General features: G+C 45.9%; 12 protein-coding genes. 2 read left to right on the top strand and 10 right to left on the bottom strand.

Translation table 11 applies throughout. The features are described from left to right. Nucleotides 1–19: 19 nt before the first annotated feature. A complete protein-coding gene (locus AC58UU_RS17280) occupies nucleotides 20–922 on the bottom strand; it encodes an ArsR/SmtB family transcription factor (RefSeq protein ID WP_497317620.1) in 903 nt (300 codons plus the stop codon). Between the two features lie 157 nt (nucleotides 923–1,079). On the opposite strand from AC58UU_RS17280, the gene arfA reads away from it, so the two are divergent. After that, the gene (arfA, locus tag AC58UU_RS17275) at nucleotides 1,080–2,591 is read left to right on the top strand and encodes an arabinosylfuranosidase ArfA (RefSeq protein WP_497317618.1); all 1,512 of its coding nucleotides are present in this window, start codon (nucleotides 1,080–1,082) and stop codon (nucleotides 2,589–2,591) included. A 192-nt stretch (nucleotides 2,592–2,783) separates the two neighbouring features. On the opposite strand, the gene AC58UU_RS17270 is transcribed toward arfA, so the two are convergent. The 7 genes from AC58UU_RS17270 to AC58UU_RS17240 form a co-directional block, all read right to left on the bottom strand. Continuing rightward, entirely contained in the window at nucleotides 2,784–4,412 is a 1,629-nt protein-coding gene (locus tag AC58UU_RS17270) for a cellulase family glycosylhydrolase (RefSeq protein WP_497317616.1), read from the bottom strand. Nucleotides 4,413–4,424: 12 nt separating this feature from the next. Next, complete coding sequence (locus AC58UU_RS17265; protein ID WP_497317614.1) at nucleotides 4,425–5,249, bottom strand: carbohydrate ABC transporter permease; 825 nt, start codon at nucleotides 5,247–5,249, stop codon at nucleotides 4,425–4,427. Further along, nucleotides 5,246–6,127, bottom strand: coding sequence for a carbohydrate ABC transporter permease (locus AC58UU_RS17260; RefSeq protein WP_497317612.1), 882 nt, complete (start codon nucleotides 6,125–6,127; stop codon nucleotides 5,246–5,248). Before AC58UU_RS17260 ends, AC58UU_RS17265 begins: the two co-directional genes overlap by 4 nt. Before the next feature lie 38 nt (nucleotides 6,128–6,165). Next, nucleotides 6,166–7,485, bottom strand: a complete 1,320-nt coding sequence (locus AC58UU_RS17255; protein WP_497317610.1) for an ABC transporter substrate-binding protein — start codon at nucleotides 7,483–7,485, stop codon at nucleotides 6,166–6,168. Nucleotides 7,486–7,585: 100 nt separating this feature from the next. After that, nucleotides 7,586–8,686, bottom strand: coding sequence for a response regulator (locus AC58UU_RS17250; RefSeq protein WP_497317608.1), 1,101 nt, complete (start codon nucleotides 8,684–8,686; stop codon nucleotides 7,586–7,588). Further along, nucleotides 8,661–10,451 (bottom strand): sensor histidine kinase, encoded by a 1,791-nt coding sequence (locus AC58UU_RS17245; protein WP_497317606.1) that lies wholly within the window; start codon nucleotides 10,449–10,451, stop codon nucleotides 8,661–8,663. The genes AC58UU_RS17250 and AC58UU_RS17245 overlap by 26 nt, the downstream gene beginning before the upstream one ends. A gap of 747 nt (nucleotides 10,452–11,198) precedes the next feature. Continuing rightward, on the bottom strand, nucleotides 11,199–13,172 hold the full coding sequence (locus tag AC58UU_RS17240) for a glycoside hydrolase family 127 protein (RefSeq protein WP_497317604.1): 1,974 nt from the start codon (nucleotides 13,170–13,172) through the stop codon (nucleotides 11,199–11,201). A gap of 146 nt (nucleotides 13,173–13,318) precedes the next feature. Between AC58UU_RS17240 and AC58UU_RS17235 the strand changes: the two genes are divergently transcribed. Further along, complete coding sequence (locus AC58UU_RS17235) at nucleotides 13,319–14,182, top strand: helix-turn-helix transcriptional regulator (protein ID WP_497317602.1); 864 nt, start codon at nucleotides 13,319–13,321, stop codon at nucleotides 14,180–14,182. Between the two features lie 32 nt (nucleotides 14,183–14,214). Here AC58UU_RS17235 and AC58UU_RS17230 read toward each other — a convergent pair whose 3' ends face one another. Both AC58UU_RS17230 and AC58UU_RS17225 read right to left on the bottom strand, forming a co-directional pair. Beyond that, entirely contained in the window at nucleotides 14,215–14,409 is a 195-nt protein-coding gene (locus tag AC58UU_RS17230) for a hypothetical protein (RefSeq protein ID WP_497317600.1), read from the bottom strand. 248 nt (nucleotides 14,410–14,657) lie between these two features. Beyond that, the gene (locus AC58UU_RS17225; protein WP_497317598.1) at nucleotides 14,658–18,470 is read right to left on the bottom strand and encodes a GH32 C-terminal domain-containing protein; all 3,813 of its coding nucleotides are present in this window, start codon (nucleotides 18,468–18,470) and stop codon (nucleotides 14,658–14,660) included. Between the last annotated feature and the right edge of the window lie 70 nt (nucleotides 18,471–18,540).

Below are 18,540 nucleotides of genomic sequence, written 5' to 3'. Positions count from 1 at the left end.
TCTATTACCTTCAACAAAATCACTCGTAATAACTTCGAATCACGATGTCTTGATCGTAATTGCCGAATCCCCTACCGAATAAGGTTAATCCACCTCGACCTCGAGCGGTATCTTCAGCACTTATTCGCAATGTCCACTGCGTGTTATCCCATTGTACATCCTTGATCGTGACATCAGAAATTTGCTGACCATCTATGAATGTACCGTTTGCATTTATTCGAAGTACTTTCATTAATCCGTATTGGTTGACGTCAGAATGCCACCAGTCTGGTGACAATCTACCTCTCATTCGACCGAAATCTCCGGGACTCGTCCACATTCCCAGTAATTTATCATTGATTGTAAACCGGATGTCCGAAGGCCAGTTTTCATTAATATGGGGAGCTTCGGAACCGATTTCCATTGAGATTTCAATTTCTTGTACGATTTGATCTTTGAAGAGATAGTTCGGTAATTTATATTCGACAAACCCTCTAGCAAACCACAAAATGCCTGCATGAACGCGTTCAGGATCCAAAAAATAGGTCGGATTATCGTAATAACCGATCATCTTTTCTGTTGTTGCAATTCCACACGTAGGGGATGCCGCGAAATCCGTGTATTGGCCGACAGGCATAGCAACCTCAACGAATTTTCTTTTCAAAATAGAAGAACGGGATAATTTTATTTGTAGGTACTCCGTTGACAACGAACAAAACTTATAGGTCCCGCCGTTAACCCTTTTCATTTTATAGCTTACAAGCCCTGCTCTCTGCAGTTTGGTAACGTGCGTACTGACAATTGCACTGCTTAGGTAAAGCTCAGAAGCCAATTCTTTAATATGCATCTCCTTTGTATATAATAAATCAATAATCTGCAGCCGCACCTCGCTCGCCAATGCTTCGTAGACCCGAAGCGATTCCGAATCCGTTGTTAAATACATGATTACACACCCATTCTTGAATTAGTAATTTAGTTAATTCTAATGTTTTTCACATCCAACGCATTGAAAGTATTTATCTATTATGATAAATATTATATACAATATCAACAATTATGATTTAATCATTTCATTAATTCAACTAGGAGGATTATATGCTATGTCCATGAAATCGACTATGCTTATTGATAAGAATTTCACCATTTCAGAAGTAGATCCAAGGCTCTATGGGTCATTTATCGAACACCTAGGACGTGCCGTATATGGCGGAATTTACGAGCCAAACCATCCAACCGCAGATGAGAACGGCTTCCGACGCGATGCTCTGGATGCTATTCGTTCACTGAATGTTCCAATCATTCGCTATCCAGGGGGAAATTTTGTTTCCGGCTATAACTGGGAGGACGGTGTTGGTGCAAAGGCTGAGCGGAAGCGTCTATTGGATCTAGCGTGGTGGACAACAGAAACCAATGAGATGGGAACAAATGAATTCGCGGATTGGGCTAAACTAGTCGGTTCAGAAGTCATGATGGCCGTTAACCTTGGTACCCGCGGCGTTGACGCGGCTAGAAATCTCGTCGAATATTGTAATCATCCTTCTGGTTCTTACTGGAGTGATCTGCGAATATCACATGGTTATAAAGATCCGCATAATTTCAAAACGTGGTGCCTTGGGAATGAAATGGATGGCCCTTGGCAAATCGGAGCAAAAACGGCTGTCGAATATGGCAGATTAGCGAATGAAACGGCCAAAGCTATGCGGTGGGTCGACCCATCCCTAGAGCTTGTGGCATGTGGCAGCTCATCAAGTGGAATGAGTACATTCGCTGATTGGGAGGCTACCGTACTCGATCTTACCTACGATCAAGTGGATTATTTATCCTTGCACACCTATTACAATAATAATGAGAATGATTCCTCTAATTTCTTGGCGAAATCGCTTGATATGGATCAATTCATTTACAGTGTAACAGCTATTTGCGATTACATGAAAGCGAAGAAACGGAGCAAGAAAAAGCTCATGCTTTCTTTAGATGAATGGAATGTTTGGAATTCCATTGGAACAAGCCGTGCTACTGAACGCTGGCAGGTTGCACCGCCGGAATTCGAAGATGTTTATACGTTGGAGGACGCTCTTGCAGTTGGCTGCTTCCTGATTACACTGCTGAAACATGCGGATCGTGTTAAAATGGCGTGCATAGCCCAATTGATTAATGTGATTGCACCGATTATGACTGAAAATGGGGGCCCTCTTTGGCTGCAAACCACTTATTATCCGTACCTTCATGCTTCTTTGTACGGTAGAGGAACGGTGCTTCACCCCATTACTTCATCACCTAAATACGATTCAAAGGATTTCACCGATGTTCCGTATCTAGAGGCAATCAGTGTTTTCAATGAAGAGCAAAGTGAAGTGACGATCTTCGCTGTTAATCGTCATTTATCAGAGGGACTCGAGCTTACCGTTGACGTCCGCAGCTTCGGCGAAGTCAGCATTATCGAGCATTTAGTGTTGGAGCATGTAGATTTAAAAGCCACCAATACAAAAACGAAGCCTGATAATGTCGTCCCTCACAAAGGCGGTAACGCCAAAACAGACGATGGATATGTAAAGGCTAATCTCAGCAAAGCTTCATGGAACGTTCTTCGACTGCAAATAAAAAACAAGTAGCTAGATTTAAACCTAAAAACCGAAGATTAAAAAGAAGATCGAAAGTAAGTAGTAACTGATCCAAGATATCCGCGTGGACGTACCCGGATTCAATCAACAAGAGTCTGCCACCATACAAAAAAACGCAGCCGAGTTGACTGCGTTTTTTTGTATGTGAAGCCTAGAGGGATCGAACCCCTGACCTCAGCTCAGTCATGGATCTGTCCGGCTGAAACCATCTTGCTTTATGCTAGTCGGAATAATTTCTAACCATTCAAGCCGAACGGGAGCACCTTTGGCTTGAACTATAATGCGATGTGTCCCTGGCTCAAGCGTAAACGGTTCTCTGATATTTTGGTTCTCGCCATCTACCGAGATTGCCAAACTTCCGTTTTCATCAAGCTCGTTAAGGTGTACATTGATCTCATAAACAGTATAATCCGTAAACTTAGGCACATAAATTTCATAAGCAAGCCAATCGCCTTCAGCTAAGTGTACTTCTAGGCGCTCGTCCTCCTGCCATGCTTCTCCTTTACCATGTTCGAAGTTTGCTGTCTCCCTTGCACTTGCTACAAACCGAATGTCCGTGCGGTCATTGATGCGAAAGCCAACATTCTGATTCGACGGCTGCTGGATGCCATAACTGACACCTTTTCCCCGATACCCGTAGAAAATAGCAGGTATTCGAACAGGAGGTCTGCCTAACATGGCGTCAACAACATCGCGGTAATACACACATTGGTCGAAAGCTAAATTAGTTAGATATTCCCATAAGATCCGTTGTGCAGTTATCTCATCTGGCTTCGGACCGCCTTCTAAGTACTCGACAAGTATCTCCCAATCGCGGGGCACCCTAACGCTGCAAGGTGAATTATCCTTGCCCATCTTCTTCCAAGTCCAGAAATTCCATGAGATATTGTAATCTTCAAAAAGGCGGAAAGCACCGGTGTACCATGCTTTGTTATTCTCGCCGCCTTCACCCATGTAAATGGGCACGTTCCACTCTTCACGCTTATCTAAGTAGACTCTGATGCTCTCCGTATCTGGATTATTCCAATATTTATGAAACTGCAGCATCAGATTATCATCGATTTTCTCATCAAAAATCGACCAATCCGTTGCCCAATGAGCACCTTCTAGAATAATCATGTGTCGATCGTCCACTTCTCGGATCGCCTTGACGATGTCCCGGTAAAGAGGCATTACCTCGCCGTTATAAGCAGAGAACCAGTTGGGCAGCGGCTCATTGAGCAGATCATAGCCGGCAACAATCCACTCATCCTTGTAGTGCTCTGCGAGAAAACGCCATAACTGAACCGTAAGACGCTTATTATGTTCTTCTGTAAACAGCTCTGGCAAGTCGCGTTCAGAGTCGTCAATATTCGTACCCGTCTGGCCCCCAGGTGCCCCGTGCAGATCTAGAATCACATAAAGGCTGTGCTTACGACACCATCCGATAAGACGATCAATGAGTTGCAATCGATGCTCTTTCACCCGAAGAGGCTCGCCGTCTTCAATTAAAAATCTTGCGTTTATTGGCACCCTAACCGAATTGAATCCTTCAGCGGCTATCTGCTGAATATCTGCCTCCGACGTGTGAACATCATAGTAAATGTTCCAAAATCTTTCGGCCTCCCGTTCGCCGATCAGCTCTTGTATCATCTTTTCAATACGGCTCGGACGATCCCCCTGCTCCGGAAACATCCACATGTAGCCCTCTGGGAGCAGCCAGCTTCCGAAGCCGACGCCTCTCAGCAGCACCTCGCGACCTTCACCGTTAACGAGCCTCTTCCCGTCAGCTCTAAGAAAGCCAACAACTTCTTTCTCACGAATTGAGCTCATAAGTTTTCACCCCTATCCCTTTATTGCACCGTCTGCAATACCCTTCATAATGTATTTTTGCAGTAATAAGTAGAAGAGAACGACCGGCAACATGGCCAAAATCAATGAAGACAAGATGGCAGACCAGTCATTATTCCCGTATTGACCGAACAGCATGTTAGTGGATAATAGCAAGGTATACGTCTTATAGTTGGTCAACATCAGTAACGGCAGAAGAAAGTCGTTCCATATCCATAACAAGTTTAAAATCGCAATCGTAGCCGTAATCGGCAATAATAACGGAAATATGACGACAAAAAATAATCGAAACTCACCACAGCCATCAATGACAGCCGCTTCATCCAGATCGCGAGGGATAGACTTCACAAAACCATGGTACAAAAAGATTGCAAAGGCGACACCTGTGCCTATATATATCAACCCTAGACCCGTCGTTGAGCCCTGCACGGATAGCGCTTTAGAAATTTTAGTCAGCGTTATCATAATAGAGTGAAATGGAATTAACGTGGACATAACGAACAGCAGAAATATAAATGCACTTAACTTCCCGGGTGTCCTAGATAGTTTATACCCAGCCATCGACGCGCAAATGATAATGCCTAACAAGCCAACCGATGCGATATATATCGTATTTCCTAAGCTTCTAACAAAATTAGTCTTATGGAATGCGCCAATATAATTTCCTACTTCCAGATGGGTAGGCAGCGACAAAATATTATTCATCATGGCGCCTTCCGTCTTAAAGGAGTTCAACAGTCCCATGTAAATCGGAAACAACGTAAATATGGCAGCAGCAATGAGGATGAGCAGAATCATAAAGGAACCGATTCGCTTCATGATTCCACCTCTCTTCTCTTCATCAACCACAGCTGAATCAAGGTGATCAAGAACACGACTAGAAACAAGATCATCGCCTTAGCATTCGCGTACCCATATCGATTACTTGATTTAAATGCTTCTTCGAAAATATTCAGCGCGATGACCTGCGTTGATCTGCCCGGACCACCGCCGGTTAACGAGTAGACGGCATCGAATGCTTTAAACGAGCCGTTAAGGGTAAGAAAGATACCAATCGTCAGAGCCGGATAAATCATCGGAAGCGTCACGTATCGAAACGTTTTAAAAGCATTCGCTCCATCAATCGCAGCCGCTTCTTTCAGATGCTGAGGCACACCCTGCAAGGAGGCGATATAGATCACCATCAGATAACCGACACCTCCCCAAAGGGACACGATGACGATGGCGAAGAACGAATAAGCCGGATCACCGATCCAAGATTTATCTAAAAAGGCGAATACCGAATGTTCGGCTATATACGGAAGTACTTTGGTGAAAATAAATAACCACATATAGCCTCCTATGATCAAGCTGATCATATTGGGCATGAAAAAAATCGTCCGGAACCATACCTTGCTGCGCCGTCTGGATTCCACGAGAACAGCCAGAAGCAGAGCGATCACATTCTGAAGCACAACCATGAACACGACATATTTAAGGGTGAAGCCTACCGACTTTAGGAAGAACGGGTCCGCCGTCAATGCCTCGATGTAATTAGCCAATCCCACCATCCGATACGTGCGATTCAGTCCGTTCCAATTCGTAAGGCTGTACCATGCGCCCCCGAATGCGGGGGCGAGTACGAATACAGCGTAGAATAATAGAGCGGGAAACACGAAGGCTAATAGGATGACCGTCTTTTTTCGTTTCGTTGTCATTAGCCTATTTTCACTCCCGGTCACCATATATAGCCATGCTATTGCTGAGCCTTAATCGCGTCTGCCCATTTCTTATCCAGCGCTTTGATAATCTCGTCTTTCGTTACTTGCTTCGCGTAGTAGCTTTGCAGCAGCTTCGCTTGTTCATCGGTGACGCCATTTGGAAGAGACAGATCCTGATAAGCCTTCCCTTGAGATACGTAGGTCATCGCTTCATCGATCCAAGGGAACGATTTATACGTGTGAACCTTAGATACGGGATTGAACTTCAATTCTTGGAACAAGGCTGATGAATCCTTCGGATCAAGGATGTAATTTAGAAGATCCATAGCAACCTCTTTGTTTTTGCTTGTTGGAGATACCGCTAGAGACGTGGACGTTGATAGGTTGATCATCGTACCTTTCGGGTTATTACTCACGGGAAGCGGTGCTACGCCGAATTCAATTTTCGGGTTAACCTTTTGAATGGCTTCTGCTTGCCATGGACCTTGAACCCACATAGCCGCTTTTCCGTTAGCGAAATCAGTAGAGCCCTGGGCACTGCCTACTTCGAATGGCTTATCTGTCCCATTTTGCATAACAATATCAATAATATTGAATACGTCCTGTACGTCTTTGTAGGAGGCTTCACCCTTGTTCATCTTCTGGATCCAATCTGGATGTTCCGAAGTCACGATTCCACCGAGCGACAGCGCCATAATCAGCTGCGGAATCCATGCCTCTTGGAAAGACAACTCGAAGGGTGTCACTTTATTCGCTTTCAGCTTCTCTACAACCACTTTCATTTCATCAACTGTTTGAGGAGCTTTCAGACCTAAATCATTGAACACTTTCTTATTGTACAAATATCCCCATTCCAAGCTTTCAAGGGGTAATGCTACAATTTTCCCATCAAAGGTTACCGTCTTTTTAACGTTATCGAACAAGCCTGCCGCAAATGGCTGATTGGATAGGTCACTCAAGTAACCGGCTTTGTAATAGCTGGGGACGTCTGCTACAGCGTGCAGGGTGAATAAATCCGGCGCATCATTGGAAGAAAGGCGAGTCTGCAAGATTTGCTTGGCTTGATCAGGATTCGGCATTTCAAGATTAATGGTGACATCAATATTTTTTTCAGCTTTTTCCTTTGCCTTAAATTGTTCAAAATATTTGTCAAATTGATCCTTAAACCGCGGAAAGCCCATAAATACTTTCAATTCTACTTTCTTAGCTGGAGCAGGAGCAGATGCTGCCGGTTTCGAATCTGCCGGAGCCGGCGTAGCCTCTTTTCCGCCATTACTGGAGTTGGTGTTAGTGCCACAACCGACCATTGCGCCCAATAAGGTAACACTTAGCATTAAGTGAAGCGCTTTCTTCATTCTTCATTTCCCCCTAAAGAAGATTTAGTAACTACAATTTCAGTATAGAGGAGAAGGGTTTTATGAATCATTTGATGTTATTAGCATTCGTTATTGCACTTTATTGATTTCCGAGCGAGTCCTTACGCATTTCCCCAGGGGTGAGTCCAAAATGTTTCTTAAACACGCGATAAAAGTAAGCAATATCGATATAGCCCGTTAGCTCTGCTACTCGTTTGATGGCAAGTCGTTGATCCATGATTAATTCCTTAGCTTTCTCCATTCTCTTACGAACGATATAGTCGGATAAATTTTCCCCGATGGAAGCCTTAAATGTTCGACTTAGATGCTCCTTGCTCACAAAAAATTGATGAGCGACCGTCTCAAGGGAAATCGTTTCTTGGTAGTGGCGGTCAATGTAAGCCTGTACGTCCTCGGGGGCCAAGCGATTTTTATTTTTACGATACGCCTCTATGGCATCTATTGCATCAATTAACCAATCACGCAGGATGGTATGAATTTCTCCTAAAGAGTACCCACTTAACAATGCAGCACGTTCACGTCGGTTTTCGATCCAAGCTGAATCCAAACCATAATCCGTACCAGCTGTAAACTCTTCCAACAAGTGCAGAAAATCATGCGCAATTCTAGCCGGTAATCTCCCGTCCTGTGTTTCTGTATAACCTTTGGATAAGAGGTCCTCTATCTTTTCCAGTGTGTTGAGCACTGCGGGGCGATTAAGTTCCAAGAGATATTCATAAACCTGCTGCCGGTAATTCAAATAGGTGTCAAGCATCTTTTTATCCGTAAAGACGTGCGTATCCCATGAATTTTGTATGTGTAGTGAAGCTTGCAGCTCCTCCACGCACCGAGAAAGGGCAGCGTTCAATTCAACTGGATTGATTGGTTTCAAAAGATATTCAATGGCACGGGAACGTATCGCCTGCTTCAAATAAACGAAATCGTCAAAGCCGCTCATCACGATTATTTTAACTTCGGGGTATCGTTCATTTAATACCTTCAGGAGCTCCACACCGTCCAGTCCCGGCATTCGCATATCCGTGATCACGATGCTCGGATGCAGCGTCTCGATTAGAACGATTCCTTCCCGCCCGCCATCTGCTTCCCCAATGATATTCAGTCCAAGTTTGTTCCAAGCTCCCAATGATCTAACGACTTGTCTGGCCCATAGCTCGTCATCGATGATCAATACGTTCAGCATCCGTTTTACCCCCTTCCTCCTGCGTAACAGCAGCCATTACTAATACAACCAAGGTCCCTACACCTGTCTTGCTAAATATTCGAACACCGCAGCCCTTGCCGAATTGCAGCTTGAGCCGTGCATGCACATTCCTTAATCCGATTCCCCTTTTCTTTCTTACATCGTTGCTTCTAGCTCGAGGCGCCAATCGTCCATCTCTCAAATCCGATCGCAAATCGCTTAAACGCTGCTCGTCAACGCCTACCCCGTCATCCTTAATGAAGATATAGACTCGTTTACCTATGAGCCTTATCCGAATCTCGATATTCCACTTGCCTTCCTTACGCTGCAGTCCGTGTTCAAACGCATTCTCGAGAATCGGTTGGAGTGTGAATTTAGGAAGCCTTGTAAGAAGTGCCCTCTCATCTGTAGATACATGCATAAAGCAACGATCTGCGAAGCGTTGTTCCTGAATATATAGGTAATTTCGCATATGCTTAATTTCGTCTTCCAGAGGTACTAAGTCACCGTCAGCACTGATGGAATAACGTAAAAGCTCCCCCATTACCCGGGTAATTTCATAAATTTCAGGCGCATCCTTCACCAATGCCATTCCCCCCATCAAATTCAGGGTATTATTGAGAAAATGCGGGTTAATTTGCGCCTGCAGAGCCATTAATTGCGCATTCTTCAGATCGATTTCCTGTTGATATTCAACCTCGATCAATTCCTTAATTCGCTTCATCATGGAATTATAACCGTTTTCCAGCAATCCGATTTCGTCCCTGCTTTGGACCGGTGACATTTTAAAATTATGAATATGTGTCATCTTCATTGTTTTGGCAAGCTTGACAATCGGCCTGCTAATCCGAAGCGATACGAAAATGGAAAGCAAAATAGAGGCTATAGCAAATAGGGTTCCGGTTAAAATCCCTGCTTGGATCGTCGGCTGCGCGCTTTGATTGACTGTGCGAAGTGGAATAACCTTCACCACCGTCAGTTGACCGTCTCCAACTCGTTTTAAGAAATAGAAATCCGTCTTGGTTCTACGAAATGCCAATTCAAAATCATTCTGATCGAGGCTTTGAAGTTGGGACTGAAGCTCTGCGGCATCCATTGTCTCCGTTGAACCCGACAAAAGCTCCCCTTGATCGTTAATCAAGTAGACCGAGCTTTCTGATTCTGATTTTAAAATATCGCTGACTTCCCTCCATACTTGCTTGTTTATACGAACAGAAATACCGCCTAACAACATACGATCCTCAAATCGGTTCATACTGTGATAAGCATAGATGGCACTGCCGGATTGTTTAAAATACATATTGATGGGTGTTTGAAGCATACGCCCCCAGTTACCTTCCTGAATGTTTAAGGAATAAACGGTTCCGCTGTTTGCATAACTGACTGAAAATGCCTTCTGGATCGGATGAATATATAAATTCAACTCGTCTATCTTTCTGGAGTTTGCATGAAAGGCAGACGTTAGTGTGTTTTTGATATAATTTTGCGTGCTAAATTGTACCCCGATATCAGGGTTGTTCATATCATTAAGTCCAGCCATGAGCATTTGATTAATTTGTAAGGAGTAAAACAGAATATCGATTTGCTGATGGAGCTCCTCCAAATATTGATCGGCCCATAACATCCTCGAATTGTTCGCATTAATGATTTCCTTCTCTACGGAACTCCGTGTATTATTCGTGGCAATCCATGTGACGGTGACAACCGGCAGCGTGGTTAAGCAAATCATTAGTACCATCAATCGAAGACGTAAGCTTGTTCGCATCGTAGTAGAATTCCTTTCTGAACGAAGATAGCGCTTACCTTCATGTTACTTTATCTTTTACGGAATAGCATTCCTATTTTACCACATAAGAAAGTATAAGCTTTCGGTTCCCGAAAACCGCTTTCTTATTGACGATAAAACCTACCACTAAACGCGGTCGCTCATCTTTGAATGGCCTCGATAGAGGTTTTCTCATAATTTTCATGCAAAAGGGAATAAGCGCAAGTATCTCTTGCGCTCATGAATTAATGGTGCTTATTTAAAAAGCTTTCATAGCTTAATTTTAGAGCTGCTGAATGCAGATGTCATTCTAATTTATTGATTAACACTATTAGAACATATTGATTTCGTGAAAATATAATGAGCTTTCCCAAAAGCAAATAAGTTCGCTTAGGGGCACAGAAAACAAAAAAAATGAGGTGGCAAGGTTATTGCCTTCTCATTTTTTCTGTCGAATGCCAGGGAACGTCACCCGATCTTTCGTTAGAGGAACGTAGAGCCGCTATTTCGGAAATTCTGCGCATAAAATCGAATAAGAGGAACGAGAGGACGTTATTTGATAAAAAAAGAACGATCCAAAGGCAAAAATCGCGAAATAGCGCTTCTACGTTCCTCTTTATCCTGATTTCGGGGTTTTTCGTCCAAATAGCGCCTCCTCGTTCCCCCTCTACAGTAAGCATGATCACCGATTATGAAATCACCGGCAAATGCATGATTGATTTCGAAACGAGACGTTTCGAAGATCATTCAAACACGGATCCAGACCAACATTTCACCAGGCTGTCTGTTGCCCCACAAGTAATAGGGTACGGCTTTAAGCTTTACCGGCTCAGACATTTGCTGCTGTGCAAGCGGACGGTACGCCGTATTCTCTTGCCAGGAAGCTCGTTCATCGGCGCGACCTTTCGCTTCAATGACGACTGCTCCACCGAGCAGCTCGGTGTCATAATACGATTGCAGCTCCGCTTGGCGATCGATTGACAAATTCGGAAGCAAGCTGCCGTTGTCCGCTTCCTCCAGACAATAAACAAGCGGACCGCGTTCAATAGCAGCTTTACCCGCATTAGCCCTGATCTCAGGATGCGAGGTAATCAACTGCGCCTCAAGCACCGGCTCCCATTCCACGATGTCTCCCTGTGCCCATTGCCTATTTACGGTCGCATATCCATTCTCAACATCGTATTCCGATATCATGCCGTTAATTTTCATCATTGCTTGCCCATAGCACCAAGACGGAATGCGCAGCGCAAGCGTGAATCCAGCATCCGGAACAGCAGTTAATTCAAATCGTACATAACCTTCCCAAGGAAGACGCGATTGCTGCTTCAACGCCACTTGACCGACAGCTAGATCGAACTCTGCTTCGCTGCCGATGAACAGATGCGTATACACTTTGTTATCCTCTGCGGAAGTTGTATAAATATAATCGTTCAAGGATGTCAGAAGCCGCGCCACATTCGGTGGGCAGCAAGAGCAGCCGAACCACTTCTGCCGCACTGACTTCACATGCCTACGGTCCGGATTATTTAAGGAAGCCTTCGGCCATACTTCCAGGGGATTGACGTAGAAGTAATGCTTACCGTCCTGCGACATACTGCCTAAAACATTGTTGAACAGCGCCCGCTCTAGGACGTCGGCGTACTCGCTCTTCGCCTCCAGAAGCAGCATGCGGCGAGCGAAGAAGATTAGACCGATGGAAGCGCACGTCTCCGCATATACGGTATCGTTCGGCAAGTCGTGGTCGAAGGTAAACGCCTCACCGTGATGCGTCGAGCCGATGCCGCCTGTAATGTACATTTGCCGCTTCGTTGTGTTATCCCACAAACGACGGCACGCTTCGGTCAGCTCCCGGTCATTTGTCAGGCTTGCAAGGTCGGCCATCGCCGTATACATATAGACCGCCCGTACGGAATGGCCTACAGCAACGTCCTGTTCACGTACTGGCAAATGCGCCTGATTATAGGCTATCTGTTGGAGGGTCGGAATCGACATCTCTTTCTTCATCCAATGACTGTAGCCACCCCTTTGCTTGCATTCCTCAATCAGAAAGTTCGGCGACTGGCCGCGCTCGTCGATGAAAAATTGCGCTAACTTCAAATAACGCTCCTCCCCCGTCGCTTGATACAGCTTCACTAGCGCCAACTCTATCTCCTGGTGGCCGTCATAGCCTCTCAGTTTGCCTGGCTCGCGACCAAATACGGTGTCGATATAATCAGCAAATTTGCACACGACATCAAGCAGTCTCCGTTTTCCCGTGGCTTCATAATACGCAACCGCTGCCTCCATCATATGGCCTGCACAGTAGAGCTCGTGCGCTTCATGAAGATTCGTCCACTCGTTGCCCGGTTCTTTGATCGAGTAATACGTGTTCAGATAACCATTCGCGTGTTGGGCCTTGGCAATTAGCTCAATCAACTCGTCCGTGGTTCGCTCCAGCTCGGGGTCGGGTTGGCTTGCAAGCGAGTATCCGACCGCTTCAATCCACTTCGCCAAATCGCTGTCTTGGAAAACCATCCCCCCGAATTCGCCTTCCTCCATCCCAGCTGCAATACGAAAATTACGGATCGCATAACTCGGCTCAGCATCTGGAATACGGTCGTTAAGTGCCTCCCATTGATAGGGAATAACAGTCCCCCGCACCAACTCTGTAAATTGATTCCAAAACCCGTCCTGTATGCGTACACGCCTACTACTCTGCCGCTCACTCATTGATATCCCCATATGAATATCCTCCTAGAACTGTACATGATTTATATGACATTTGATTATCGCTCTCATCCAGTTTATCCTTGAATATATGGATGAACTACGAATAAAACAAACCTATTTTTTATAATATTTCACACTGCACTCGGAGGGTATCGGGAATGAACGAATCGGGAATCATTTGGATGGAGCTGCCGCCAGTGCCCTATTACATTACGACCGGCTTATCGACCTTAAGCCCAGGAGAGCAGCACCCGAGCCGGCGAAATATCGGCATCTTCGATCTGCTTTGGGTTGTCAAAGGGACGTTATACATCGGAGAAGAGGATAGGCAGTGGGAGGTAACGGAAGGACAGACACTACTGCTATTACCCGACCGTTATCACTATGCGGTGAAGCCCTGCGAAACGGAGACTGTTTTCTATTGGAATCACTTCGACTTTAAAGGGAATTGGCTCCAGACGGCGGACAATGCTGCAAACCCAGCTTACCCGGTCCAGCATGCATGGGCAAACCCCTATACAATTCGGATTCGGCAATATGCCTCACCGCCGGAGTTTTCCCTTGCCGAGTGCCATCTTCGCAAAATGCTCGCGTCGTCAGACCAGCATCGCTCGGCGTCCTTTTGGAACGAGCAGCAGCTGTTCATGGAGCTGCTGCGTCTATTAGAGGAAGGGTATAGTGGAAGCGTCGCCTCCCCTGCTTTAAAGCTCGCAGAGAAAGCAGAAGCTTATCTTCGGCAGCACTATCAGACCGAAATGACGAATGAATCACTTGCGGAGGCCCTTCATTTTCACCCGAACTATGTTGTTAGGTGCATGAAAGAGATCTACCATTGTACTCCAATGGAATATCTGCACGAGTATCGACTGGAACAAGCTAAGCTGCTGCTGATCAAAACCGATTGGCCGATCGGACAAATCGCCGAACGCGTCGGTTTCCAATACGCCCCATACTTCTCCAACTGCTTCAAACAGTATGCCGGCATCTCACCCTTGCGTTTCCGCAAGCAGTTTTCACATTAGTTTTACTAATTGTGGACCTTATGCAGTTTAAATCAAGATCGAGCTGATTTCATTTCTGCTAGAACCGTATCTTCATAGGCATGCTTTTCACCTCGAATGATGTCTTGGACATTTACAGGCTGACCCGTATGTCCGGACTCCAGGGCGGCGAACACGACTCCCAATGCTTCGAGTCCACGTTCAGCGCTGGAAATAGGCTGCTTTTGCTCAGCAATCGCTTCCCACAATTCAATGTAAGAGTGGGCAAAAGGGTTTTCTACAACTTCAGGCGCGTAACGCTGGATGATTTCGGAATGGGTAACAATTGATTTGTCTTCAAGTGTTACGTGTTGACCAGGACGCAGGCATCCTTTGCTCCCATAGATCCATACCCCATCAGTGATTTCAATATACTCTGTTCCTTTGCTTAGAATTTTTCACAAAAAAAATCCCTTACCACTGCCTGCTGCGGCAAATGTAAGGGACATGTTACTGATTAATTCGAGATCCAGATAACATTCTGATAATAAGCTCTACCTCCAAAGAGATTAAGACCGAAATTACCACTGCTGAAATGCGAATCGTTGACATCTATTACCGGCATGGAACCACCGTCAAAGTAAACTTTGATGTTAGTCCCGCTGGTCACAATTTTCACGTGATAGGTTTTACCGGACTGCAGCAGCATCGGCACGCTGGCAATGATTTGCGAACTGGTAAAGCTGCCGTTCAGCTTGTAGAGTAAACGAAGTGTTTTCAGACTTGGATCGACATTAAAGTAATAGCCGTTCGAGCCTATAGCATCACCTCGGAAGATGATCGATCCGGCTCCTCCCAACGCATCCAGCTTCATATCGGCTTCATAAGTGAAGTTGCCGCCTGTTACCGTGGACATATAGTTGCTGTCCAGATCAAAATAACCTGCAATCCCGTCAGCCGTCGGAATCCATTGCGCTTGGTTGGTTGAAGTCCATCCTGTCAAATTCGTGCTGAATGCAGGACCAACCTGTATGACGGTAGTGCCTACAATCGAGCCGGACTGTGTCGTTGCCGTAATAACAGCGCGTCCAGGACTGATTCCGCTGATATTGGCACTGCGGGTATCCACAGCTGAAACGGTGGCAATAGTAGAATTGCTTGTGCTCCAAGTCAAATTCTTGTTCGTTGCGGTACGCGGCAATACAGTCGTGTAGAGCTGCTGCGTCGAGCCAACGCCGATCTCCAGCTTGGGTTTATCCATCACAACTTTTTGCGGAATGGTTCCGCTAGTCGGTTCGTCGCGCCATGTATTTGTTAGTGAATACACACTCATAGAAACTACAGTCACATTGCCGCCTGTCGCATAGAAATTCAAGCCGTCACGGGCCGAATCCGGCAGTATAATGTCGGAGAAGACGACCTTGCCGTCATTGCCGAATACCTCAACGGAGGATTCATCGACATAGATGTGCATTTTCACATGGTTGCTTACTGGACTCACGACTACATCATTTCGCGAAGCAAAATTAGCTGTGAAATCAGTCCGGCCCGCATTCACACGGTCCACGAACATTTTGGAAGAAGGCGGCTGATAACCTACAACGGTTTTTTGACTGCCAAGTTCTCTAAGACTAAGCCCGAACTCGGAGGCTGTGCCTGATGTAGGAATCAGGAAATCAGCATCGATTTCGTAAGCGTTGCCTGATAAGCCGGACAACAAATTCGTGCTCGTCGGTGTTATGGTTACGTTGTTAAATGTAGTGGCTGTACCGCGAAGATTATTCATCTCAGTAACCGGTTTCTGGGCAAGCCGCACACCCTCTGGATACGTTACCAGTGTAAGCTCACGCGGTATCGACAATTGACCGCGGAACGGGAACGTTGGCTCACTGAAAGGATTATCCCAGTTGCTCATCCAGCCGATTTCAATTCGGCGTGCATTCGAAGGAATGTCCGAGAAGGTTATAGCCGCATACATATCTTTGCCATATTCGCTTCTAAGCACGGTGCTGGCCGGATTGTCGCTGGTAAAAGTCGACCCGTCGAAGGAACCTACAAAATATTCAGACGAGGAACCGTTCGTTTGCGTCGCTGGACCTGTACTAATCGAAAGCACCCATTTCTTGTTTGTCGCCCCCCCATCTACCCCAAGCTGGAAAAAGTCAGGGCATTCCCAGGTACCTCCATGAAGATAGCCTCCAAAACCAAATGAACTTGTATATGTCCAGGTGAGCAGGTTGGTGGACGTATAGAAACGGATATTATCCCCGCCAGATACCACCATCACCCATTCATTGTGGTCGCTGTCCCAAACAACCTTAGGGTCACGGAAGTCCCCTCCGCCGTTCACGCCGCCGGGATTTTGTACAATCGGATTGCCTGAATACTGCAGCCAGGTTCTCCCTTTGTCGGTGCTGTAGGCGAGACTGATTTTCTGATTGCCTCCGACTTTATCGGGGTCATAGTTCGTATAGAAAGCAACGAGACCAGAGCCGTCACCAAACAATCCTGTCACATTGTTCGTATCCACGACCGCTGAACCTGACCAGGCATTGCCCAAATCATTAAGGGGAAGCGCGATAGGAAGACGTTTCCAATGTGTAAGATCGGTACTTACCGCATGCGCCCATCGGCCTTCGTCCTGATGAAACAGATGATATTCACCTGCATAATAGACTAGTCCATTGGGATCGCTTGCCTTGCTTGCTTCCTGCGTATAGTGATACCCAGGACGGTACATTTCATTCGAATATGCGCTTAAATGGGTCAAAGTCACATTCTGAAAGTAAGCTGTTCCATTATACGTATTCAGACCAATTTGTCCGCTCGAATAGCTGCTGTCTGTGGCATTGATCTCCAAAGTCGCATAACCGTCCACATAAACTTTGATGGATGAACCGTTTGCGGTAATCTCAACATGGTACGTTTTTCCGGTATCGATCGTACACGCGGATGTGGCTATCGTCGTTCCGGTACCCGCTTTAAATAAACGGATTTGATCCAGATTTGGATCAATGTTCAGTATATAACCACTGGTAGCGCTTGCATTCGCACGGAAAAGAAGCCCTGCTGTTGCGAAAGGCGTACCGGCATCCACTTTCAAGTCGCCTTCAAGCACGAAATCGGACGCTGTGTTCGCTGCGATTCGGAACGCGTCCGCCGCCCCGGTGCTAACGGCTTTCACACCGTCCAAATGCGGAGTCCAGTTTCCATTGATGGCCGTCCAGCCTGCCAAATTCGTGTTCGCATCACTGATCAGAATTTTTTGGAATTTGGCGCTGCCGTTGAAGACATTCAGCCCGACAAAGCCTGACGAATAAGCTGAATTCGTAACCGTCAGAATCGGATCGTAGCCATCCTCCTGCAAATAATTGGTTTGCAAATAAACCTTGAGCACAGTGCCTTCAGCTTTCACCTTCACATGATAAACTTTGCCGGTATCCAGGGTGACTGTTTGCGTGCCAAGCGTTACATCGCCGTTGATATTGAACAGACGAAGCCTGTCCAGATTCGGGTCCATCTGCAGGCCGTATCCCTGTGTTGCGCTGGAATTCGTACGAAAAAGCAGCGTGGATACCGCGTAAGTGTCTTCAATAAGCACATCCGCCTCATACGTAAAATTATCCGAGCTCGTAGATGAGATTGCAAACGCATTTTGCTCGCTGGAAGCCGTCCCTCTCCAGCCTTGTGTCGTAGGCGTCCATGTCCCTGATGTCACATTCCAGCCTGTTACATTCGTCGTCGTTTCATACTGGAACGCATTCTGGAAATAAGCCGTTCCGTTATACACATGGTAGCCCAAGTTCCCTGTGGAATACTTCGTATCACTGACGGAAATCGCCAGCACGCTCCCTAGATATACTTTGATTTGCGGTCCGTCAGTCATTACCTTCAGATGATAAGCAGTACCTGTATGAATCGTTGTTGCGTACAGTGTTCCCACATCGGAGCCAGTAGCATAGTCAAAAAGCCTTACACGATCGAGATTCGGGTCTACGCTGACCACGTACCCTTTGGTACCGTCTTCGCTGGCTCGGAAGACAAGGGAACCTACGCCGAATGCAGAGGCGCTGTCTACTGTCACATCGGCTTCGTACACAAAATTAGTCCCGGATGTAGTCGTCGACATGGCAAAAGCATTCGTATTCGCTGCGCTTACTCCCTTAACTCCGCTGCCTGATTGGATAGACCAGGTTCCGGATATAGGTGTATAGCCCGGCATATTCGAATTGAAGCTTGAAGCGTAAGCTGTCGTAACTCCTAATGACGCCGTACATGCAACGAAAAGAATTAGAAGTGCTTTCAACATCCATTTAAACCGTATTTTCATAGATACTCATCTCCTAATTTTTATTTCACAGTAAATGTAAGCGCTTTTATATTTAGGAATGAGAAAAGCG

Source organism: Paenibacillus sp. JT22N1 (assembly GCF_059692155.1).
The sequence above is the reverse complement of the archived record's forward strand: the minus strand, read 5'-3'. Positions and strand labels throughout refer to the sequence as shown.